Source organism: Sulfitobacter sp. 1A10359, from assembly GCF_043558145.1.
GTDB lineage: Bacteria > Pseudomonadota > Alphaproteobacteria > Rhodobacterales > Rhodobacteraceae > Sulfitobacter > Sulfitobacter faviae.
Window position 1 is genome coordinate 364,417 of sequence record NZ_JBIFGB010000001.1, and the last position, 20,436, is coordinate 384,852.

21 protein-coding genes are annotated in these 20,436 nt (G+C 63.7%); 7 read left to right on the forward strand and 14 right to left on the reverse strand.

Annotated elements, in window-relative coordinates:
• Positions 1–23 precede the first annotated feature (23 nt).
• The 3 genes from argS to ACGYK2_RS01855 form a co-directional block, all read right to left on the reverse strand.
• On the reverse strand, positions 24–1,769 hold the full coding sequence (gene argS / locus ACGYK2_RS01845; protein WP_271687167.1) for an arginine--tRNA ligase: 1,746 nt from the start codon (positions 1,767–1,769) through the stop codon (positions 24–26).
• A gap of 106 nt (positions 1,770–1,875) precedes the next feature.
• A complete protein-coding gene (locus ACGYK2_RS01850) occupies positions 1,876–2,496 on the reverse strand; it encodes a hypothetical protein (RefSeq protein WP_271687166.1) in 621 nt (206 codons plus the stop codon).
• Positions 2,497–2,544: 48 nt separating this feature from the next.
• On the reverse strand, positions 2,545–3,702 hold the full coding sequence (locus ACGYK2_RS01855; protein ID WP_271687165.1) for a deoxyguanosinetriphosphate triphosphohydrolase: 1,158 nt from the start codon (positions 3,700–3,702) through the stop codon (positions 2,545–2,547).
• Positions 3,703–3,798: 96 nt separating this feature from the next.
• On the opposite strand from ACGYK2_RS01855, the gene ACGYK2_RS01860 reads away from it, so the two are divergent.
• The gene (locus ACGYK2_RS01860; RefSeq protein ID WP_271687164.1) at positions 3,799–4,122 is read left to right on the forward strand and encodes an iron-sulfur cluster assembly accessory protein; all 324 of its coding nucleotides are present in this window, start codon (positions 3,799–3,801) and stop codon (positions 4,120–4,122) included.
• A gap of 15 nt (positions 4,123–4,137) precedes the next feature.
• Here the strand turns inward: ACGYK2_RS01860 and ACGYK2_RS01865 are convergent, their stop codons facing one another.
• Complete coding sequence (locus ACGYK2_RS01865; RefSeq protein ID WP_271687163.1) at positions 4,138–5,196, reverse strand: DUF6902 family protein; 1,059 nt, start codon at positions 5,194–5,196, stop codon at positions 4,138–4,140.
• A gap of 57 nt (positions 5,197–5,253) precedes the next feature.
• Complete coding sequence (locus ACGYK2_RS01870) at positions 5,254–5,511, reverse strand: DUF6749 family protein (protein WP_271687162.1); 258 nt, start codon at positions 5,509–5,511, stop codon at positions 5,254–5,256.
• Between the two features lie 348 nt (positions 5,512–5,859).
• Between ACGYK2_RS01870 and xth the strand changes: the two genes are divergently transcribed.
• Positions 5,860–6,642, forward strand: a complete 783-nt coding sequence (gene xth, locus ACGYK2_RS01875; protein WP_271687161.1) for an exodeoxyribonuclease III — start codon at positions 5,860–5,862, stop codon at positions 6,640–6,642.
• 2 nt (positions 6,643–6,644) lie between these two features.
• Here the strand turns inward: xth and ACGYK2_RS01880 are convergent, their stop codons facing one another.
• Positions 6,645–7,229 carry an HNH endonuclease gene (locus ACGYK2_RS01880; protein ID WP_271687159.1) on the reverse strand — a complete coding sequence of 195 codons (585 nt, stop codon included), beginning with the start codon at positions 7,227–7,229 and terminating at the stop codon, positions 6,645–6,647.
• A 145-nt stretch (positions 7,230–7,374) separates the two neighbouring features.
• Between ACGYK2_RS01880 and ACGYK2_RS01885 the strand changes: the two genes are divergently transcribed.
• Positions 7,375–7,818 (forward strand): VOC family protein, encoded by a 444-nt coding sequence (locus ACGYK2_RS01885; protein WP_271687158.1) that lies wholly within the window; start codon positions 7,375–7,377, stop codon positions 7,816–7,818.
• On the opposite strand, the gene ACGYK2_RS01890 is transcribed toward ACGYK2_RS01885, so the two are convergent.
• From ACGYK2_RS01890 to ACGYK2_RS01900, 3 genes are read right to left on the reverse strand one after another with little or no spacing between them, the layout of a single operon-like run.
• Positions 7,815–8,480 (reverse strand): alpha/beta hydrolase, encoded by a 666-nt coding sequence (locus ACGYK2_RS01890; RefSeq protein WP_067267442.1) that lies wholly within the window; start codon positions 8,478–8,480, stop codon positions 7,815–7,817. The genes ACGYK2_RS01885 and ACGYK2_RS01890 overlap by 4 nt on opposite strands.
• Positions 8,477–9,109, reverse strand: coding sequence for a DNA-3-methyladenine glycosylase (locus tag ACGYK2_RS01895; protein WP_271687157.1), 633 nt, complete (start codon positions 9,107–9,109; stop codon positions 8,477–8,479). Before ACGYK2_RS01895 ends, ACGYK2_RS01890 begins: the two co-directional genes overlap by 4 nt.
• A complete protein-coding gene (locus ACGYK2_RS01900; protein ID WP_271687156.1) occupies positions 9,106–9,852 on the reverse strand; it encodes a precorrin-6A/cobalt-precorrin-6A reductase in 747 nt (248 codons plus the stop codon). Before ACGYK2_RS01900 ends, ACGYK2_RS01895 begins: the two co-directional genes overlap by 4 nt.
• Positions 9,853–9,975: 123 nt before the next feature.
• Between ACGYK2_RS01900 and ACGYK2_RS01905 the strand changes: the two genes are divergently transcribed.
• Complete coding sequence (locus tag ACGYK2_RS01905; protein WP_271687154.1) at positions 9,976–11,187, forward strand: MFS transporter; 1,212 nt, start codon at positions 9,976–9,978, stop codon at positions 11,185–11,187.
• A 4-nt stretch (positions 11,188–11,191) separates the two neighbouring features.
• Here the strand turns inward: ACGYK2_RS01905 and ACGYK2_RS01910 are convergent, their stop codons facing one another.
• The 4 genes from ACGYK2_RS01910 to cysS form a co-directional block, all read right to left on the reverse strand.
• Positions 11,192–11,956, reverse strand: coding sequence for a squalene/phytoene synthase family protein (locus tag ACGYK2_RS01910; RefSeq protein WP_271687153.1), 765 nt, complete (start codon positions 11,954–11,956; stop codon positions 11,192–11,194).
• On the reverse strand, positions 11,953–12,672 hold the full coding sequence (locus tag ACGYK2_RS01915) for a trans-aconitate 2-methyltransferase (RefSeq protein WP_271687152.1): 720 nt from the start codon (positions 12,670–12,672) through the stop codon (positions 11,953–11,955). The genes ACGYK2_RS01910 and ACGYK2_RS01915 overlap by 4 nt, the downstream gene beginning before the upstream one ends.
• Entirely contained in the window at positions 12,669–14,285 is a 1,617-nt protein-coding gene (gene cimA, locus ACGYK2_RS01920) for a citramalate synthase (protein WP_271687150.1), read from the reverse strand. Before cimA ends, ACGYK2_RS01915 begins: the two co-directional genes overlap by 4 nt.
• Before the next feature lie 127 nt (positions 14,286–14,412).
• The gene (cysS, locus tag ACGYK2_RS01925) at positions 14,413–15,783 is read right to left on the reverse strand and encodes a cysteine--tRNA ligase (RefSeq protein ID WP_271687149.1); all 1,371 of its coding nucleotides are present in this window, start codon (positions 15,781–15,783) and stop codon (positions 14,413–14,415) included.
• Positions 15,784–16,055: 272 nt separating this feature from the next.
• On the opposite strand from cysS, the gene ACGYK2_RS01930 reads away from it, so the two are divergent.
• Positions 16,056–17,237 carry a pyridoxal phosphate-dependent aminotransferase gene (locus ACGYK2_RS01930; protein WP_271687148.1) on the forward strand — a complete coding sequence of 394 codons (1,182 nt, stop codon included), beginning with the start codon at positions 16,056–16,058 and terminating at the stop codon, positions 17,235–17,237.
• A gap of 68 nt (positions 17,238–17,305) precedes the next feature.
• Here the strand turns inward: ACGYK2_RS01930 and ACGYK2_RS01935 are convergent, their stop codons facing one another.
• Complete coding sequence (locus ACGYK2_RS01935; protein WP_271687147.1) at positions 17,306–17,905, reverse strand: outer membrane protein; 600 nt, start codon at positions 17,903–17,905, stop codon at positions 17,306–17,308.
• 450 nt (positions 17,906–18,355) lie between these two features.
• On the opposite strand from ACGYK2_RS01935, the gene ACGYK2_RS01940 reads away from it, so the two are divergent.
• Together ACGYK2_RS01940 and ACGYK2_RS01945 are read left to right on the forward strand one after the other, a co-directional pair.
• Positions 18,356–19,726 carry a phosphatidylserine/phosphatidylglycerophosphate/cardiolipin synthase family protein gene (locus tag ACGYK2_RS01940; protein WP_271687146.1) on the forward strand — a complete coding sequence of 457 codons (1,371 nt, stop codon included), beginning with the start codon at positions 18,356–18,358 and terminating at the stop codon, positions 19,724–19,726.
• Positions 19,723–20,433 (forward strand): endonuclease/exonuclease/phosphatase family protein, encoded by a 711-nt coding sequence (locus ACGYK2_RS01945; protein ID WP_271687145.1) that lies wholly within the window; start codon positions 19,723–19,725, stop codon positions 20,431–20,433. The genes ACGYK2_RS01940 and ACGYK2_RS01945 overlap by 4 nt, the downstream gene beginning before the upstream one ends.
• Positions 20,434–20,436: the final 3 nt, after the last annotated feature.

Sequence of the window (20,436 nt, forward strand, 5' to 3'; positions counted from 1 at the left end):
CTGTTTTCGGCGCGCTGGTGCGGTTACCGCATCTCTTGCGCCGGTGTGACCCCGAGAATACCAAGACCCGCCGCAATTACAATCGCAACGGCACGCGACAGCGCGATTTTTGCCTGCGACGTGGCCGCGTCCCCTTCTTGCAACGCACGCAAGCCGTCTTCGGACCGGCCCAAGTGGTAGAGGCTGTGGAAGTCGGAGGCCAATTCATAGAGGTAGAAGGCCACCCGGTGCGGCTCATTGCTGCGCGCGGCGGTCTCGACCAAACGGGGCCATTCGGCAAGCTTGCGCAGCAGGCCAATCTCGGCCTCGTGGTCGAGCTTGGACAGGTCCGCGTCCAGCAGCGTGGCATCCGCCACCTCGATCCCCGCCTCTTCGGCTTTGCGCAGGATCGACGCGACACGCGCATGGGCGTATTGCACGTAAAAGACCGGGTTCTCGCGGCTTTGCTCCAACACCTTGTCGAAATCGAAGTCGAGCATCGCGTCGTTCTTGCGCGTCAGCATGACAAAGCGCGTCACATCCGGGCCGACCTGATCCACCACATCGCGCAGGGTCACGAAAGTCCCTGCCCGTTTGGACATCTTGAACGGCTCGCCGTTTTTGAAAAGCTTCACCAACTGCGTCAGCTTGATGTCGAGCGGTACATGCCCGTCGCTCAGCGCCGAAACCGCCGCCTTCATCCGTTTGACATAGCCGCCATGATCCGCGCCAAAGACATCGATCAGCATGTCGAAATCACGGCTAACCTTGTCATAGTGATAGGCGATGTCGGGGGCGAAATAGGTCCAAGACCCGTCGGACTTCTTGACCGGGCGGTCGACATCGTCGCCATGTTCGGTAGATTTGAACAGGGTCTGTTCGCGCGGTTCCCAATCGTCGGGCTTCTTACCCTTCGGCGGCTCCAACACGCCTTCGTAGATCAACCCTTTGGCTTCTAGCGAGGCGATGGCCGCTTCGATCTGACCCGTGCCATAGAGCGATTTTTCGCTATAGAACACGTCCATCTCGACACCCAGTGCCGCCAGATCGTCGCGAATGAGGTTCATCATCGCGTCGGTTGCGAATTCGCGGATATCGTCCAGCCATTCGCTTTCCGGCTGGTCGACCAGCTTGTCGCCGTACATCTTGGCCAGCGCCTCGCCCAGCGGGATCAGGTAGTCGCCGGGATAGGTGCCATCGGGGAAGGCCACCTCTTTGCCATTGGCTTCAAGGTAGCGCAGATAGACCGAACGGGCGAGCACATCGACCTGCGCACCGCCGTCGTTGATGTAGTATTCCCGCGTCACGTCATAGCCCGCGAAGTCCAGCAGGCTCGCCAGCGCATCACCAAAGACCGCGCCACGGGTGTGGCCCACATGCAGCGGCCCCGTCGGATTGGCCGAGACATATTCGACGTTCACCCGCTGACCGGCGCCAAGGATCGCGCGGCCAAAGTCGGTGCCTTGGTTCAGCACCTGACGGGCCACGTTCTGCCAGACCGAAGGCGCAAGGCGCAGGTTGATGAAGCCCGGCCCCGCCACTTCGGCGGAGGTGATGCGCGGATCGTTTTGCAATTGCGCGGCCAGTGCTTCGGCGATGTCGCGCGGCTTCATGCCCGCAGGTTTGGCCAGCACCATCGCGGCATTGGTGGCCATGTCGCCATGGGCCGCGTCACGCGGCGGCTCAGCGGTGATCGGGTCAAAGTTCAGGGTCGCAGGCAGGGCTTCCTGCGCGACCATCTGTTCCAGCGTCGCAATGATGAGATGGCGAATTTCGGCAAATAGGTTCATGTCGGGTATCCTTGTTCCCCGCCCGTTTATCATGTGCGGGGGTGCAGTCAATCAAGCGTCGGGCCGTCGCGGCCCAAGATGGGGAGTGGCGTTTGAAGCGGCGCGTTCAGCCGAGGTCCAAACGCCCAGATCGGAGCCGTCGACCCGCCTCGGAGCCGAGGAACAGCGCGCTTTCCGCTGCAAGCTCTGCCTGCCCCTCGGGCACGGTGATGAGGTGGAAATGCAGCCCCCGCGGCCCGAACACCTTGTCGAGCGCGGCATTGGCCGCTTCAAACGCACCGATCATGGCATGCCCGGCCAGCGCCAATGGTTGGCTTGGCCGCGAAAGAACAGTCACCACCGCCCCCTGCCCGGCCACCAGACCCCGGCCCAAGGCACGCATCATGGCTGAAAGCCCGCGGATCTGCGCATCCGTGCCTTTGCAGCAATCGTCGGGGTCGAGCGGCATCAGGTTTAGCACCATATGCAGCGGCGTGCCGCCCCAATTGCGGTGCAACGGCTCAAACCGCGCGACAAGATCGCCGGCCAGCGCCAGCGCTTCGACACGTTCTGTCGATTGGCTCATCAACCGCGCCAGGACCGTAGGGTCGCGGTCCATCGCCACGACTTCCGCCCCCAGTTCTGCCGCGCGTTTGGCCACCGCAGGCCCCGGCGCTTGCCCCGCCGAGAGGATCGCGAATGTCGCGTCACCGGCCAGACTTTCCGGCAGAACGGGGGTTTGTATCATGTCATCTCACCTATGGATCATCAAAAGAAGACTACCATGCCGCGAAGCCTAGCGGAAGCTGCGCAGGTCGCTGTCGAAGAGACGCGCGTGTTCTTGCAAGGCGAAACGGTCGGTCATGCCCGCAATGTAATCAGACACCATCCGCGCCAGCGCGGTTTCATCCTCTGCCGCCTCGATCGCCGCCGCCCAATGGCGCGGCAAGAGGCTGGGCTGGGACAGGAACAGCGGGAACAGGTCCTCGACCACCTTGGTCACCTTCTCGCGATTCTCCATCACCGAGGGGGCGCGATACATGCGGGTGAAAAGAAACTTGCGGATCTCGCGCAGGTCTTGCCAGACCGGGTCTGAGAAACGGATCACCGGGCGGCCCAGATTGCGGATGTCGTCAGGGGATTTCGCCCCCGAGTCTTTCAGCAGTTTGGCCGAGGTTTCGATCACATCGCCGACCATCACCCCAAAGACCCGCCGCAGCGCCTCATGACGGCGGCGGTAGCGGTCGGTCTCGGGGTAGAGCCGGTCAACCTCGGCATAGGCGGGGCCGACCATGGGCAGTTCGGCAATCTCACTTTCGGTAAACAGCCCTGCGCGCAGACCGTCGTGCAGGTCGTGGTTGTTATAGGCGATGTCATCGGAGAGCGCGGCGACCTGCGCCTCGGCGCTGGCATGGGTGTGCAGTTCCAGATCGTGCCGCGCGTCGTAATCGGCCAGCGCATGGGGCACCTCGCCCGTCACTGGCCCGTTGTGTTTCGCGATGCCTTCCAGCGTGTCCCACGTCAGGTTCAGCCCGTCGAATTCGGCATAGTGCCGCTCCAGCGTGGTGACGATCTTGATCGCCTGCGCGTTGTGATCGAAGCCACCGTAGGGTTCCATCAGCTTGTGCAGCGCATCTTCGCCGGTGTGGCCAAAGGGCGTGTGGCCCAGATCATGGGCCAGCGCCACCGCCTCGGTCAGCTCGCCATTCAGACGCAGCGCGCCTGCGATGGTCCGCGCGACCTGCGCCACCTCAATCGAATGGGTCAGACGGGTGCGGAAATAGTCGCCCTCATGCTCCACAAAGACCTGCGTCTTGTGCTTGAGCCGCCGAAAGGCAGAGGCATGAATGATCCGGTCCCGATCCCGCTGATAACAGGAGCGAAAAGTGCTTTCCTCTTCCGGCACCAACCGTCCCTTGGCGGTGTCCGGATCAGAGGCGAATTCTGCGCGCATCACGGCTGGTCCTCTCTCGCGGTCCTTGTGACCTGTCCTTGTGCTTTCTATATGTTAGAGGAACGCGAAAGAAAACCGATGCATCGGAGCCCGCAGATGAACCTGCCCCCCAAAGTCACCCCCCGCGCCTTTGAACGCCTCGCCGAGATCGGGGCCGCAGACGAAGGCAAGGCCCTGCGCATCGCTGTCGAAGGCGGCGGCTGCTCGGGCTTTCAATACGAAATCGCGCTGGACGAGCCCGCCGAAGATGATCTCATTCTCGAAGGCAGCGGTCAGAAGGTGGTGGTCGATAGCGTCTCCCTGCCGTTTCTGGCCGACGCCGTGATCGATTTCACCGAAGAGTTGATCGGCGCGCGCTTCACCATCGAGAACCCCAATGCGACGGCGGCCTGCGGCTGCGGCACGTCCTTTTCCATGTAAGTCTGTCGTGCGCGTTTAACCGCGCGCCCGGGCAAACCCGTCGAAGAATTCGTCGAAATAAGGCCCGGCGCGTTCGGCGCGCAGCAGGGTCGCGTGGCTTTCCGCGCAAAGATACGACAGCACATGCGGGCGCATATGCCCCCAGTCAGCCCGGCGGTTCGCCCCCATGTCGTTGAGGCAAGCCGCCAAGGGGCGCAGGGCCCCTACCCCCTTTCGGCCTTTGTGAAAACGCAATGCGCCTTTTGGGATATCGGTGGATCGCATCGGGCGGCCCGCAATTTGCATGGCCCAGCCAGTGACGAGCCATTCGTGGTAATCATCCTGCAAAGGCGCGCCTACGTCGGCGTAGACCCTCATGACACGGTGGCTGGCGGCAAGGGCATCCTCCCACAGGGGGATGGGGGCCTGCCCGGCAAAACACAGCGCGGCGCAGACCTCGGCCAGCAGGTCCATATCTTGATCGAGAAAAGCCAGCAGCCCCGTGAAATGCAGGCTTTTCAGCGCGGCCTCCGGCAGGTCTGGGGGCTGGCGGCCATAGTCCGACAGGTAGAAAACGATATGGGTCAACTCATAGGCCGCCTTCCGATTGGGCATGGCGAAGGTGGCACTGCGGGCGATAAAATCGCGCAACCGTTGACCGAGCGCCCCATCCTCCACCCGTGGCCCGACGCCCCGGCGACGCAGCAGACGGCGCGCCTCGGCCCGTTGTAGATCCGACAGTTCCGCCCCCTCCAACCCTGCCCGCGCAACCTTGGCGCAAAGGGCCGCGCCCTGGTGCTGTGGCAGTCCGAGGTCTTCGAGATCGAGGCAGATCGACAGGATGAAACGGTAATACTGCGGAAAATCGCGCAGCAGGTTCCGGCAGCCTCGATGGAAGGCCGCGAGTGGCTGAAGCGCCGCAGTGTTAAGCGTGGCCCCCGTGCTCGCCAGCGCCCCGAGCAGTTCGGCGTTTTCCTTCAGCCAAAAAACATCCCCCTGCGTGCGACGCCCCTCTGCAAAGGCTCGGATCAGCCGGGCCGTTTGCACGGTCGGGTCTTGGCTTTCGTCAGGTTTGAGCAGAACAACATTGGTCATCGCATGGCCTCCGACAGGGGGAACGGCGGGCGACAAAGCCGCCCGCTTGAAAGGGCTTCAGCCGCTGAAGGGCAGCACCTCAGCCGGGGCGAGGCCAGTGGTGAACAGGCCGACCCCGCCGCCTTGCGTGATGCTGCTGCCGTCCTGCTGTAGCCCAGTGGTGAAGATCTCGACCCCTTCGCCCAACAACATGTCACCGCCCCCACGGGTGAGGCCGGTGGTGAAAAGGCCAACACCGGCGCCAAGCGCCATGGGATTGTCCTCTGTCTGAGGGGCTGATACGGGGGCGAAGTCGCGTGCAAAAATAGCAGTCATAGTATGGTCCTTTTCAGAGGGCTTTGCAATTTAAAGATGTAGTTCTTCGACTGACGCACGTTAAGCGTGTCAATCCAAGCATTTTTCGGCTAACACATTGTACTGAAAGATTTATCCACATTCAGGTCGCGCCGCAGTTTCGCCTGAATTCTCGAATTCTCTTGCGCCCTGTGGAGAAAAAGAAATGCCGCCCACAGGGCAGGATCGAGACAATACGGGCAACCGCCTCGCGGACTTTCTAAAATAGCGAGAAATCTGACCCGAGAATCACCTTAAGCGCGCAAGCCTTCCCCTTGCTCCGCGACGCCAATTGCGCGATAGCAGTCGGACGTCGAAAGAGGGCCGGATATGAAGATCGCGAGTTTCAACATCAACGGTATCAAGGCCCGTGCGGCGGCCCTTCCCGATTGGCTAGACGAGGCGCAGCCGGACGTTGTCGTGCTGCAAGAGATTAAGTCAGTGGATGAGGCCTTCCCCCGCGAAATGCTCGAAGAGCGCGGCTATAACGTCGAAACCCACGGGCAGAAATCCTTTAACGGCGTGGCGATCCTGTCGAAACTCCCGCTTGAGGATGTGACCCGCGGCCTGCCGGGCGATGATGCCGATGATCAGGCCCGCTGGATCGAAGCGACGGTTGTGGGCGACGATATGGCGCTGCGGGTCTGCGGGCTCTACCTGCCCAATGGCAACCCGGCGCCGGGGCCGAAATATGACTATAAACTCGCATGGATGGCGCGGCTGCAAGCCCGTGCCGAAACGCTGCTGGCCGAGGAAACGCCGTTCCTTATGGCGGGGGATTACAACATCATCCCGCAGGCCGAAGACGCCGCCAAACCCGACAGCTGGCGCGAAGATGCCCTCTTCCGCCCCGAGTCCCGCGCCGCGTGGCGGCGGCTGGTGAACCTTGGCCTTACGGACGCCTTCCGGGCGCGCACCCAAGGGCCGGGGCATTACTCCTTCTGGGATTATCAGGCCGGGGCGTGGAACCGCAACAACGGCATCCGCATCGACCACTTCCTATTGTCGCCCACCGTGGCCGACCGGCTGCGCGATTGCCAGATCGACCGCGACGTGCGCGGGCGCGATAAGCCGTCGGATCACGTGCCCATCTGGGTCGAACTGGATATCTGAGGTCAGGCCTCCAGTTCGGCATCCCAATAGAGGAAATCCATCCAGCTTTCATGCAGATGGCCGGGCGGGAATTTGCGGCCCATGTTGCGCAGTTCTTCTGCGGCGGGTTGCCGCGGCGGTTTGCGCAGGGCAAGCCCCGTGCGGTGCAGGGGCCGCGAGCCTTTGCGCAGGTTGCAAGGGCTACAGGCGGCGACCACGTTTTGCCAGCTTGTCACCCCACCGGCAGCGCGCGGCACCACATGGTCAAAGGTCAGATCGCCCTTCGCGCCGCAGTATTGGCAGCGGAATTCATCCCTCAGAAATAAATTAAAGCGCGTGAAGGCCACGCGCTTTTGAGGTTTGACATAGTCTTTGAGAACGACAACCGAGGGGATCCTGATCACCGTAGAGGGGCTGCGCACCACCTCGTCATATTCGGCGACGATCTCGACCCGGTCGAGCCATTTGGCCTTTACCGCCTCCTGCCATGGCCAGAGCGACAGCGGGTAATAGGATAAAGGTCGGTAATCCGCGTTGAGCACCAGCGCGGGGTGGTGTTTGAGCGCCGCCGGTTGGCGGGTAAATTCGGTCCTGAAATCGCCGTCCATCTGGTCGCGTCCTCTGCCCGTTTTAGTCACTATATCTCGCGGTTTCGCTCTGGCAAGACAAAGGTGAACCACTAGATGTCGCCGGTTTTGCCCAAAGATTACGACAGAGGCGTGACAGATGGGCAGAGTTTGTTAACCTTGTGGCATGTCGAAAAGCCCCCTCCCCGATGCGCCCGCCCCGCAATCCCTGCTCGAAGCCGCCGTCTATGTCGATGATCTGGACGCGGCGCGGGGGTTTTACCGCGACATTCTGGGGCTGAAACTGTTTCAGGAGGTGCCGGGTCGGCATATGTTCTTTGCGCTCGGGCCCTCGGTCTTGCTGGTCTTCAACCCGACCGCCACGGCGCAGCCGCCCGGCAATCCGAAAATGCCTGTGCCGCCCCATGGCGCGCGCGGCCCGGGGCATGTCTGCTTTGCGATGAAACGCGATGAGATCGCCACAATGGAGACGCGGCTGCAGGCCGCCGGGGTCGAGACCGACACCAGTTTTGATTGGCCCAACGGGGCGCGCTCGCTCTATGTGCGCGACCCCGCTGGCAATTCGGTTGAGTTCGCCGAACCCTGGCTTTGGGACGAGATGAAGGGTTAAAGCCCCAGTTTGTCGCGCATGAAGGCCAGCGCCACGCTCAGCCCATCGGGCGCGATGCCATGGCCGGTGCCCTTCATCACATGGGCGTAAACGTCTTGCCACCCCGCCTCTTGCAGCGCTTCGGCGGCCTGCGGCAAGGATTGCGGCGGCACCACGTCATCGGCATCCCCATGAACCAGCAGCACCGGCGGTTTCACCTGCGCCTCTTCGGCCAGCGCTTCGGGGTTGAGCAGACGGCCCGAGAAGGCCACGATCCCCGCCACGGCATCTTCGCGCCGTGGGGCCACATGCAGCGACATCATCGTGCCTTGGGAAAAGCCGAAGAGCACGACCTGTTCGGGCAGCACGTCTTCGTCGACCATCAGCGCATCGAGGAAGGCATCGAGGTCTTCGACCGCGCTCATCATCCCGCGCATCGATTCCTCTTCGGACGACCCGTCGATCCATGGGATCGGGAACCACTGATAGCCCATCGGCGCACCGGCGCAGGCCTCGGGCGCGTCGGGAGCGACGAAAAGCGTGTCGGGCAAATGCTCGCTCAGCGGATCGGCAAGGCCCAGCAAGTCAGCGCCATTCGCGCCATAGCCATGCAGGAACACCACCACCGACCGTGTGGTGCCAGAGACCGGCGCGCGGCGCTCGGCGTTCAAAACCCGTGTCATGACAATCCTTCCTTTTGTTTCAACACCCGGTAGTAGGCAAAGAGCAGCCGCGCCGCAACCGACCGCCAAGGTGACCATGCGGCGGCCATCGCGGAGAGGTCTTTCGGGCTGGGACGGGCAGGCAGATCGAACAGCCCCCGCGCCGCCTCTTGCAGCGCAAGGTCGCCGCTGGGAAAGATATCGCGGCGGCCAAGGCAGAACATCACATAGATCTGCGCCGTCCATGGCCCGATCCCCGGCATGTCGACCAGCGCGGCGATGGCCGCGTCATCGGGCAGCCCGTGCAGCGCGTCGAAGTCGAAATCGCGTTCCGCCAAAGCCAGCACATAGCGCGCCTTGGGGCGGCTCAGCCCCGCAGCACGCAGGCCGTCGTCACCGGCGCGCAGGACGATTTCGGGCCGATCCAACCCCGCCGCGACAAGCCGCGTATAGATCGCCCGCGCCGAGGCCACGCTCACCTGCTGCCCCACAATGATGTCGAGCAGCCCCGCGAAACCGGGTGGGCGCAGGCGCAGAGGCAGCGGGCCGGTCTGGGCCAGCGCCATGGCGAAACGCGGCTCCCGTTCGGCCAGCCATGCCGCGCCTTCGGCCACATCGGCGTCGCAGGTGATCGGGGGCGCGAGGCTCATAGCTGTGCCACCCAATCGAGCATCGCGTCGAGATCGGCCAGACAGGGCGCGCCCTCTGGCAGTGGCGGTCTGTCGATCAGGATCACCGGCAGGCCGAGCGACAGGGCAGCGTCGACTTTCGGGCGGCTGGCCTGCCCGCCGAGGTTGCGGCAAATCAGCAGGTCGACGCCGAGGTCGCGGAACAATGCCGTTTCACTCTCAACGGTGAACGGCGGCTCGCCAAAGATCAGATCTACAAAGTCATAGGGCGCGGCGCGGTCATGGCGGCTCGTCTGCCGCAGCATGAGGCGCGCGCCCTTGAACGGTTGGAACGCTGGCAGGCTGGCCCAACCGGTCGCGGCAAAGACGCGGGCGGCGAGCGGTACGGCGCGGGCGGCGGCCGCGACATCCGGCACCGATTGCAGCAGCGGGTTGTCCAGCGGCCAGAGGGGCCGCGAAAAGCTGACGAAGGGTTTGCCCAAAGACGTGGCGGCGGCATAGCCTGCGTGGCTCAGCCCCGCATCGAACCCGTGGCTGAGATCGAGCACCGCGTCGAAGCCCGCCATATCGCGCCGCAGCGCCGCGGCATCCCCGGCATCGCGCATCTCAAAGGCCATCGGCATCGGATTGCCGCCGCGCGGCGGCTCCGTCAGCCAAGCGGTGACCCGGTGCCCGGCCTGCGTCAAGGCGCGTGCAAGCTGCCGCGCTTCGGCGGTGCCAGCGAGCAGAAGAAGGGTCAGCGAAGGGCGATCGGGGGCGGTCATCGGCGCGATCATCGGCGAGCTTGCCGCCGGGCGCAAGCGGGATCGGCGGCGCAAAAACCGATGCCGGGCTTGCCCTTACCCAAGGGCAGGGCTACCCCTTGGCGGGAAGTGAGGAATTCAGACATGATCGACGACAGACGCGCGCGGCGCAACGTAGCGGTGCTGGTGGCAGCACAGGCCTTTCTCGGTGCGCAGATGCCGATGATTTTCCTTGTCGGCGGTCTTGCCGGGCAGTCGCTTGCGACGAACGTCTGTCTTGCCACCCTGCCGATCTCGATGATCGTTCTGGGCTCCATGCTCTCGGCCACGCCGGTCTCGGCCATCATGCAGCGCTATGGCCGCCGGGCGGGGTTCTTTCTGGGCGCGGCGGGCGGTGCCTTGGGCGGTGCGGTCGCGGCCTACGGGCTTTATCTCGCGTCTTTCCCAGTCTTTTTGCTGGGGTCGCTTCTGACGGGCATCTATATGTCGGCGCAGGGCTTCTACCGTTTCGCCGCCGCCGATACCGCCTCGGATGATTTCCGGCCCAAGGCGATTTCCTATGTCATGGCAGGCGGACTTGTCTCGGCCACCATCGGGCCGCAGCTTGCCACGGCCACGTCGATGAGCCTCGTGGTGCCCTTCCTTGGCACCTATATGGCCGTGGTGGCGGTTAACCTCATCGGGGCGCTGTTGTTTCTCTTCATCGACATTCCGAAACCGCCGATCCCGGCCCATGACGCGCCCAAGGGCCGCAGCCGGTGGGAGCTTTTGACCACGCCGCGCATCGCCGTCGCGGTGATCTGTGCCATGGTGTCCTATGCCTTGATGAACCTTGTGATGACCTCGACCCCGCTGGCTGTCGTCGGCTGCGGCTATAGCCAAGACAGCGCGGGCTATGTGGTCACCGGCCATGTGCTGGCGATGTTCGCGCCTTCGTTCTTTACCGGCCATCTGATCAACCGTTTCGGGGTTGAGCGGATCATGGGCCTCGGCATCGCGATCCTTGCCGCCGCCGGGCTGGTCGCGCTTCAGGGGGTGGAACTGGGCAACTTCTTTGTCGCGCTGATCCTGCTTGGATTGGGCTGGAACTTTGGCTTTATCGGGGCCACCACCATGCTTGCGGGCGCGCATGAGCCGCATGAGCGCGGGCGGATGCAGGGCTTGAATGACCTGCTGGTGTTCGGCGGCGTGACCGTAGCCTCGCTGGCCTCGGGCGGGCTGATGAACTGTTCGGGCGGCACGGCGCAGGAAGGCTGGGCGGCGGTGAACCTTGCCATGGTGCCCTTCTTAGTGCTCGCGGGCGGGTCGCTGATCTGGCTGGTGCTGCGCAGCCGCAAGGAGACGCAGCTGAGCTAAGCGCCTACCAGCGCGACACCAAGGCCCGCAGCGCGAAATGGCGGCGCGGGTCAGGCAGCGCAGCTTGTGAGACCTTTTCCGGCGCATCCACCGCGGCCCGCAACACCGGACCCGCATGGGCGGCAGGCAGCAGCGCCGCGCGCGCGGCTTTGGGGATCCTGCCTCGATTGGCACGCGCCGATTTCAGCCGGTCGAGCGCCCCCTTGGCAAGGGCCGAGACCCCCTCTGCCGTACCATCCAGCAGCGGCACGCGGCCTGCCTCTTCCAAGTTCGGAATGGCGCAAAGCCATGCGGCGATGCCAGTGGCGTAGGCCGCATCGCGCACCACCGCTTCATCCGTCGCCCCAAGGCGGCGGGCGGCGACCCACATCAGATGGCCTGCGGTCTGGTCGATGTAGCGCTCGAAATGCGCGGCATCCTCAAAGGGGTCTTTGTAGATGTCCCATCGCCGCGCGGCGACGAGTTCATCGAGCAGTTCGGCATCCTGTGGCGCAATCGCACGGGCCAGCGGCGTGGTTACCTCATGCCGCCTGACGGGGCCGCCCTTGGCGACCTCTTCCAGCGCGTCGCGCCACCATTGCAGGCGCATCTCGGCGATCATCGTCTCTTGCGTGACCCATGGGGCGCGGGCAACTTCGACGTTGAAGGCGTAGAGCGGGAAGAGCAGCTTGCGCGTCTCGACGGGGGCGGCCATGGCGGCGCGAAAGCGCCAAGGGTCGGCGCGCTCTACCATGGCGGCGCAGGCGTTTAGATCAGCGTCGAAGGTCATGTGGGGCGTGCCACCGTCAGAAGATAGCCGAACTCATCCCGATGCGCGCGCCAACAGGCGATCTCCGCCTCGGCGGCGTCGAGCATTTGAGCCAAATCATCATCCGCACCCGGGCGCAGCTTTTCAATCCGCGCCTCCAGGGGGGTGTAGTAATTCTCCCAAGCTTCATCCGACAGGACACGGGTCGCCACGACCTCATAGCCCGCCGCGCGGACCCGCTCGGCAATGCCGTTTGCGTCGCTCATCGCGGGGTAGTCCGCCCATTGCGCGCGGGCCTCTTCCGACGGGCTATCCGTCAGCCAGCAGGGTTCGGAGAATGCCACAACCCCGCCCACCCGCAGCGATTTGCGCCAACGGGTCAGCGCCTCGGTCACACCGAGGAAATAGACCGCACCGGCGCACCAAATTAGATCATAGTCATTGGCGATCGCGGCCATATCCGCGCGCAGCAGGGTGACATTGCCATCGGCCACGAAACGGCCCCGCGCGGTGTCGACGAAATGCGCAGTTTGATCGAGGGCCGTCACATGGCCCTGCGGGATCGCCGCGCGCAGGGCGCCGATGTCGCTGCCGGGGCCGCAGGCCACATCGGCAATCTCGGCCCGCGCGGGCAGATCGACCTGTTCCACGGCCCAGCTCACATCCGCAGGCTCCCCCGGCCCTTCGCGCGGCAGATCACGATGGAGAGTGAAAAAGGCGGTCATATCATCTGTCATTGGGCGCGGTCCCGGATCAATTTCCAACGTATCGCATCAAGCAGCGCTTCGAATGAGGCGTCGAGTATGTTGGCGCTGACGCCTACGGTGGACCAGCGCCGTCCCTGCCCGTCTTCGCTGTCGATGATGACGCGGGTGGTGGCTTCGGTGCCGCCTTGGGTGATGCGCACCTTGAAGTCAACCAGACGCATGTCATCCAACAGGCTGCTGTATTTGCCCAAGTCCTTGGCCAGCGCCTTGGACAGCGCGTTAACCGGGCCACGGTCCGCGCCATCCTCGTCCAGCGATTCCGAGACCGAGAGCCGTTTTTCCCCATCCACATCAATGACCACGACCGCTTCGGAAAGGCTGACCATCCGGCCTTCGGCATTGCGGCGTCGTTCGACGGTGACGCGGTAGCGCTCGACCTTGAACAGATGCGGCAATTGGCCCATCACGTCGCGGGCCAGCAGCTCAAAGCTCGCCTGCGCGGTGTCATAGGCATAGCCCTGCGCCTCGCGATCTTTGACCACTTCCAAAATCCGGCCAAGCGCAGGGTCGCCCTTGGCGACCGAGAGGCCCGCATCGCTCAGCCGTTTGCGCAAGTTGGATTGCCCGGCTTGGTTCGACATCGGAATGACGCGCGTATTGCCGACCAGCGCGGGGTCGATATGCTCATAGGTGCTGGGGTCTTTGGCGATGGCACTGGCATGCAGCCCCGCCTTATGCGCAAAGGCCGAAGACCCGACGAAACCCGCCTGTTTCATCGGCACGCGGTTGAGGATCTCATCCAGCATCCGGCTGGTGCGCGTGAGCCCGCGCAGCGCCTCGGGGCTCACCCCGATCTCATAGCGGCTGGCATAGGGCTCTTTCAGCAGCAGGATCGGGATCAGGGTGGTAAGATTGGCGTTGCCACAACGCTCCCCCAGCCCGTTGAGCGTGCCTTGGATCTGCCGCGCGCCCGCGTCGACGGCGGCCAGCGTGCAGGCGACGGCGTTTTCGGTGTCGTCGTGGGTGTGAATGCCCAGATGATCCCCCGGGATGCCTGCCGCGATCACGGCGCGGGTGATGCGGCCAATCTCATCGGGCAGCGTGCCACCATTGGTGTCGCAAAGCACGATCCAACGCGCGCCCGCGTTATAGGCTACGCGGATCGCTTCCAGCGCGTAGTCTGGATTGGCCTTGTAACCGTCAAAGAAATGCTCGGCGTCGAAGAGCGCCTCGCGCCCTTGGGCGACAAGATGGGCGACGGATTTGGCGATGTTGTCGGTGTTCTCGGCCAGCGTGATGCCGAGGGCGGTTTTGACGTGGAAGTCATGGGTCTTGCCGACGATGCAGACGGATTTGGTGCCCGCGTTGAGCACGGCGGCCAGCACGTCGTCATTCTCAGCCGACATGCCCGCGCGTTTGGTCATGCCAAAGGCGGTGAGCCTTGCCTGCGTCGGCGGCGCGGCGTCGAAAAAAGCGCTGTCGGTCGGGTTGGCGCCGGGCCAGCCGCCTTCGATGTAATCCACGCCAAGCGCGTCGAGCGCGCTGGCGATCTGGCGTTTCTCATCGGTGGAGAACTGCACGCCTTGGGTTTGCTGCCCGTCACGCAGGGTGGTGTCGTAGAGGGTGAGGCGCGCGCGGGTCATGGGAGATTGCCTCCTTCCGCGTCACACTCCCGTTCGTGCCCTCGGCACGAACAGCGCCCGACCGCCCCCATGGGCGGGCGCTTCGCTTCCGCCCGCGGTCGAACGCCGTTCTTGGGACGGCGACACATCACAACAACCCCTCCAACTGGCTCCGATCAAAGCCCGGCGGCGGCGTCAGCTTTACCCCATCCTTGCTCATCTGCACCTCGATCCCGACCGAGGTCAGCGCTTTCTTGATCCGGTCCACCTCGGCGAAATCCTTGGTCTCCATCGCAGTGGCGCGGGCATCGCCGAGGAAGGCTTCGATATCGGTCAGATCCAGCGCCTGAACCGCGGCCCATTCGGGGATCAGTTCGTCCAGCAGCCCCAAAAGCGACAGCGCCCCGCGCAAGCCTGCCGTATCACCTGCGTTGGACAGCCGGTGGCATTCGGTCAAAGCGCCGTGGGTGTTGAGATCATCGGCCAATAGCGCCACCAGTTCGGGCCCGGGCGTCGCGGCCTCGGCCTCCGCCGCCTGAAGATACCATTTGCGCAGGGTCTTTTCGGCTTCCTCACGCTTCTTTTCGGTCCAGTCCATCGGCTTGCGGTAATGGGTCGAGAGCATCACGAAACGGATGACCTCCCCCGGCACGCCTTGGTCCAGCAAATCGCGGACGGTAAAGAAGTTGCCCAAGGACTTGGACATTTTCTTGCCCTCGACCTGCAACATCTCATTGTGTAGCCAGTAGTTGGCGAACCCGTGGCCCGCGCATTTCGACTGGGCGATCTCATTCTCATGATGCGGGAATTGCAGGTCGATGCCGCCGCCGTGGATGTCGAAACGCTCCCCCAACAGGTCATGCGCCATGGCGGAACATTCGATATGCCAGCCCGGACGCCCCTCACCCCATGGGGAATCCCAGCCGGGGGTGTCTTCGTCCGAAGGCTTCCACAGCACGAAATCCATCGGGTCTTCTTTATAAGGCGCCACCTCGACCCTTGCACCAGCAATCATATCGTCGACCGACCGGCCCGAAAGCGCGCCATATTCGGCATATTTGCGCACCCGGAACAGCACATGGCCCTCGGCCTCATAGGCATAGCCCTCCTCCATCAGCCCGCGGATCATCGCGACCATCTGGGGGATATACTGTGTCGCGCGAGGCATGTGATCGGGCTCCAAGGCGCCCACGGCGGCCATGTCGTCCAGATACCACTGCGTCGTCTCGGCGGTGATCTCTCCAATGCTGCGCCCGCTCTCAGCGGCGCGGGCATTGATCTTGTCGTCCACGTCGGTGAAATTGCGCACGTAAGTCACATGCTGCGGCCCATAGACATGGCGCAGCAAGCGGTAGAGCACATCGAAAACGATCACAGGCCGTGCGTTGCCCAGATGCGCCCGGTCATAGACGGTGGGGCCGCAGACATACATCCGCACATTCTGCGCATCGATCGGGGTGAAATCCTCTTTCTTGCGGGTGGCGGTGTTGTGCAGCTTGATCGTCAGGTCACGGGTCATGGGCAGGCGTCCTTGCGCGGGTGTGACGCGGGCTTGGCATAGTTTTGTCAGAATGGGAATGACGTGAACAGCGGCCCGCGAGGATGTCTCAGCGGGTAATGCAGCAAATAATGAGCGTTGCGGTGTTCATGACCGGGTTGTAGCAAGCGCGCCGCCCTGCGCCAAGCCCCTTGTCCGGTTAAGTTTTATGCAACCCTGCCTTCCGCCTTGCCGGCGCGGATTGACAAAGCCCCAAGGCTCTGCCCCCTTGTGCGGAGAATTTCGGAGGCATCATGGATAGATCATCGCGCATCAAAGGGGTTCTGGCCGGAGGGTCCGACGGTTGGGAAGTGTTTCACAAATCGCGCGCCATGATCGCGGCGGGGGTGCCGGTGACCGAGCTTACCATCGGCGAGCATGACATCCGCACCGCCGCCCCGATCCTGCAAGAGATGCACCGCAGCGCGCTCGGCGGCCATACCGGCTATGCCGCCGTGCCGGGCACCGATGCCCTGCGCGACCGGATTGCGAAACGTGCCGAAGAGCGGACCGGCGTGCCAACGATGCGCGACAATGTGGTGGTCACCCCGGGCGGGCAAGCGGGGCTATTCGCGGCGTTCATGGCGGTCTGCGACCCCGGCGATGCGGCGCTCTACATCGACCCCTATTATGCCACCTACCCCGGCACCCTGCGTGCTGCCGGGGCACGGGCCGTGGCGGTCGAAGCACGGGCCGATCACGGGTTCCTGCCCCGCAGGGCGGATCTGACGGCCGCCGCCGAGGGCGCAAAAGCGCTGTTGATCAACACGCCCAACAACCCGACCGGCGTGATCTATGGCCGCGAAACCTTGGAAGAGATCGCACAGGTCTGCCATGATCACGACCTTTGGCTCGTCTCGGATGAGGTCTATGACACGCAGATTTGGGAGGGCGCACATCTCAGCCCTCGCGCCCTGCCCGGCATGGAGGAGCGAACGCTGGTCATCGGCTCCATGTCGAAATCCCACGCGATGACCGGCAGCCGCTGTGGCTGGATTATCGGGCCTGAAGACATCATTGCCGACCTGATCGACCTTGCCACCCATACTAACTACGGCGTGCCGGGCTTCATTCAGGACGCGAGCGACTATGCCCTCGCCCAAGGTGCCGCTTTCGAAGAGGAAATCAGCGCCCCCTTCGCCCGCCGCCGCGCGCTGGCGCAGCGGGTCTTGAGCACTCAGAACGTGGTGCGTTCAGTGCCCTCGCAAGGGGCGATGTATCTGATGCTGGATATCCGCGCCACGGGCCTCAGCGGCAGCGAATTCGCCGATGCCCTGCTGGAAGATCAGCATATTGCAGTGATGCCGGGCGAGAGTTTCGGCGCGGCGGCGGCGGGCCATGTGCGCGTGGCCATGACGATCGAAAACAGCGCGTTTGAGGCGGCCCTGCGCGACCTCTGCCGCTTTGCCGAAGGGCGCGCCAGCCGCGCCGCGTAAACAAAAAAAGACCGGCCTCCTTTCGGAAGCCGGCCCTTCATCAAAGCGGGTCATGCCGCCAAGACAGATCAGAAGCGCATGGAGCCGCGCAGGGAGATCGTGGTCGCGTCCAGATCTTCGCCTGTGCCGCCTACGTCATCGAATTTGTGCTGCAGCACTTCGCCACCAACGGTGTAGCGGTCAGTCACTTTATAGGTGACGCCCAGACCGGCGAAGGGGCCGGTTTCATCGCCAACGCTTGTGTCGGCACGGGCTGCACCGGCTGTTGCATAGACAAGTGTCTTGCCGAAGTCGTAGCCAGCCTTGACCTTGGCGCGTGCCACGGAGTCCACATCGCCTGCGCCGTTGCCCAGATCGATGTCGGTCTTGTCGTAGTCAAGTTCGCCACCCAGAACGAATTTGCCGAAGTCATAGTCGTAACCGGCGTGGAAACCGTAGGACGTGTCGTCGCCGTCAAGGTTGCCGCTGTCGCTGTCGACGTCGGTCTGGCCGACCTGAAGACCGGTGTAGAAGCCTGTCCAGTCGCCATCAACGGCCACGGGTGTCGGCGCCGGTGTGAAAACCGGTGCTTCAACGGTGGTGTCTTCCAGCGAACCGGCTGCTGCTGCACCCGCGAAGGCGCTGGATGCGATCAGGGCGATGCTGGCGATTGTTGTCGTGCGTTTCATGTTCTGCTCCTTAAATACAGGTGACCCCGCGATCCTCGCCGCAGGGTCACTCACGCAACGCCCCATTTAGGATTGGGTTTCAGGTTTTTCACATCACAGAATTGCGATGCGCTGATTGTCGCACATTTGCAACACACCCTCGGCTAGGGGCCGCTTAAGTTATGTATCATGTGTCGAATTAGGCGCTGCGCAGATGCATTTTGCCTCGTTAAATCAGAGAGTTGATGCCGCAACACGAATTCCCGGCCATGTCTGCCCTCACCGCAGCGAAAGTTCCGCCAGAGAAACGACCCAGAGACAACCGCGCGAAAGAGGCTCCCCGATCGAAAACCGCTAAAACGCCCCCGACCCCGCACCATTCCCTCACGGTAGACCCCGTCCGAGGCTTGCTGTCACCACTGAACGCGTTATCTGCTCGTATTGTCAGCAAGAAGGAGCAGGCCCCACCCCATGTCTTGGATCACCACCCATCTGGAAGTCGTCATTATCGTGATCCTGACGCTGCTGGCGGCAATCGTGATCTTGCAACAACGCCGCACGCCGCAATCCACCGCCGCTTGGCTGTTGTTCATCATCGTGCTGCCCTGGGTTGCGGTGCCGCTGTTTCTGGCGCTCGGCTTTCGCAAACAATCCTCGCGCTACACGCCGGTGCATTTTCTGAAAGGCGATACCGGCGGCCCGCCGCCCCGCCCTGTGCATACGCTTGACGCGACGATGCAGTATTTCGGCCTGCCCGCCGCTGTCCATGGCCAAGACCTGCGGCTCTTGGGCGACCCCACGGCGGCCCATGAAGCGGTCATGGCACTGATCCAAGGGGCCGAGAAACGGCTCGACGTGCTCTTTTACATCGTAGCCAATGACGACACCGGGCGCATTTTCGTCGACGCGCTAACCGAACGGGCCAAGGCGGGCGTGAAGGTTCGGCTGCTGATGGACCGTTTGGGCACCCTGCGCGGCCCGACAGCCGCCCTGCGCCGCCTGTGCGACGCGGGTGGCGATGTGCGCTTCTACTCTCCGCTGTTGCAACTCCCGGGCTCGGGCCATCTGAACCTGCGCAACCACCGCAAAATGATCATCGCCGATGATGCACGGGTCTTTTCCGGGGGCATGAACATCGGCGCGCATTACCTCGGACCTGCGGCCTTGGAGGATGGCTGGACCGATCTGGCCTTTCTGCTCGAAGGCCGCGCGGTGCAGAGTTTCGGCGATGTGTTCCGCTCAGACTGGGGCGTCGCCAGTGGGGAGGCTTTGGACCCGGCCCCCTCGGTCGCGGCCCATACGGGCGGGACAGCGACAGTGCAGCTCGTGCCCTCCGGCCCCGACATCGCCGAAGACCCGCTGCATGATGGTCTGATCCGCGCAATACATCTGGCCGAGGCACGGATTTGGCTGGTGACCCCCTATTTCGTCCCGACCGAGGCGCTCGGTTCGGCTTTGACCACTGCGGCCCGGCGGGGTGTGGATGTGCGGGTTCTGGTCCCCGAACGCTCAAACCAACGGATGGCCGATTTTGCGCGGGGTGCCTATCTGCGCGATCTGCATGAGGCGGGCGGCCATGTGCTCTATTACCAGCCTGGCATGATCCACGCCAAAGCCGGGATCATCGACGACATGGGGCTGGTCGGCACGGCCAATTTCGACGTGCGCAGCATGCTGCTGAATTTCGAGGTCACGCTCTTTGTCTATGACGCGGCCTCGGTCGCAAAGCTGCATGACTGGTTCGAACATCTCTCGGAGCATTGCGCCATGGAAAGACCGCCTAGCGGGATGTTCCGCAAGGTGGCCGAAGGGCTGTTTCGTCTGGGAGCGCCCGTCCTATGATCCCCGCCGTCGCCCCGCAATCGCTGCGCATCGTCAGCTATAATATCCGCAAGGCCATGGGCACCGACCGGCGCCGCGATCCCGAGCGGATCATGCGGATCATCCGCAGCCTGCATGCCGATGTGGTGGTGCTGCAAGAGGCCGACCGCCGCCGTGCCCCCCGCCCTTCGGCCCTGCCTCTCGACCGGGTCGAAGAGGTGACGGGCCTGCGCCCTGTGCCCACGCCGAGCGACGTGAGCATCGGCTGGCATGGCAATGCCGTTCTGGTCCGCCCCTCGGCCAAGATCGACCGGGTGGCGCATCTGACCCTGCCGGGGGTGGAGCCGCGCGGCGCCATGGTGGCCGACCTGCATCTCGGCGCGCGGCAATTGCGCGTGATCGCCTCGCATCTCGGCCTGCTGCGTCCGTCGCGCAAGGAGCAGCTGAGCGCCATGATCGCCCATCTCGACGCCTGCGCCGCCTGCCCGACGCTGATCGCGGGCGACCTGAACGAATGGTCGCAAAAGGTGGGTCTCGGGCGTTTGGCGAAACGGTTCACCATTCATGCGCCGGGCAAGAGCTATCACGCGCGGATGCCCGTGGCCTTCCTAGATCGCATCGCCTTGGACCAACATCTTACCGTGCGCCAAGGCGGTGTGATCGAGACAGCCCAGACCCGCCGCGCCTCGGACCATTTGCCGATCTGGCTCGACGTGGCGCATCGCTAGACG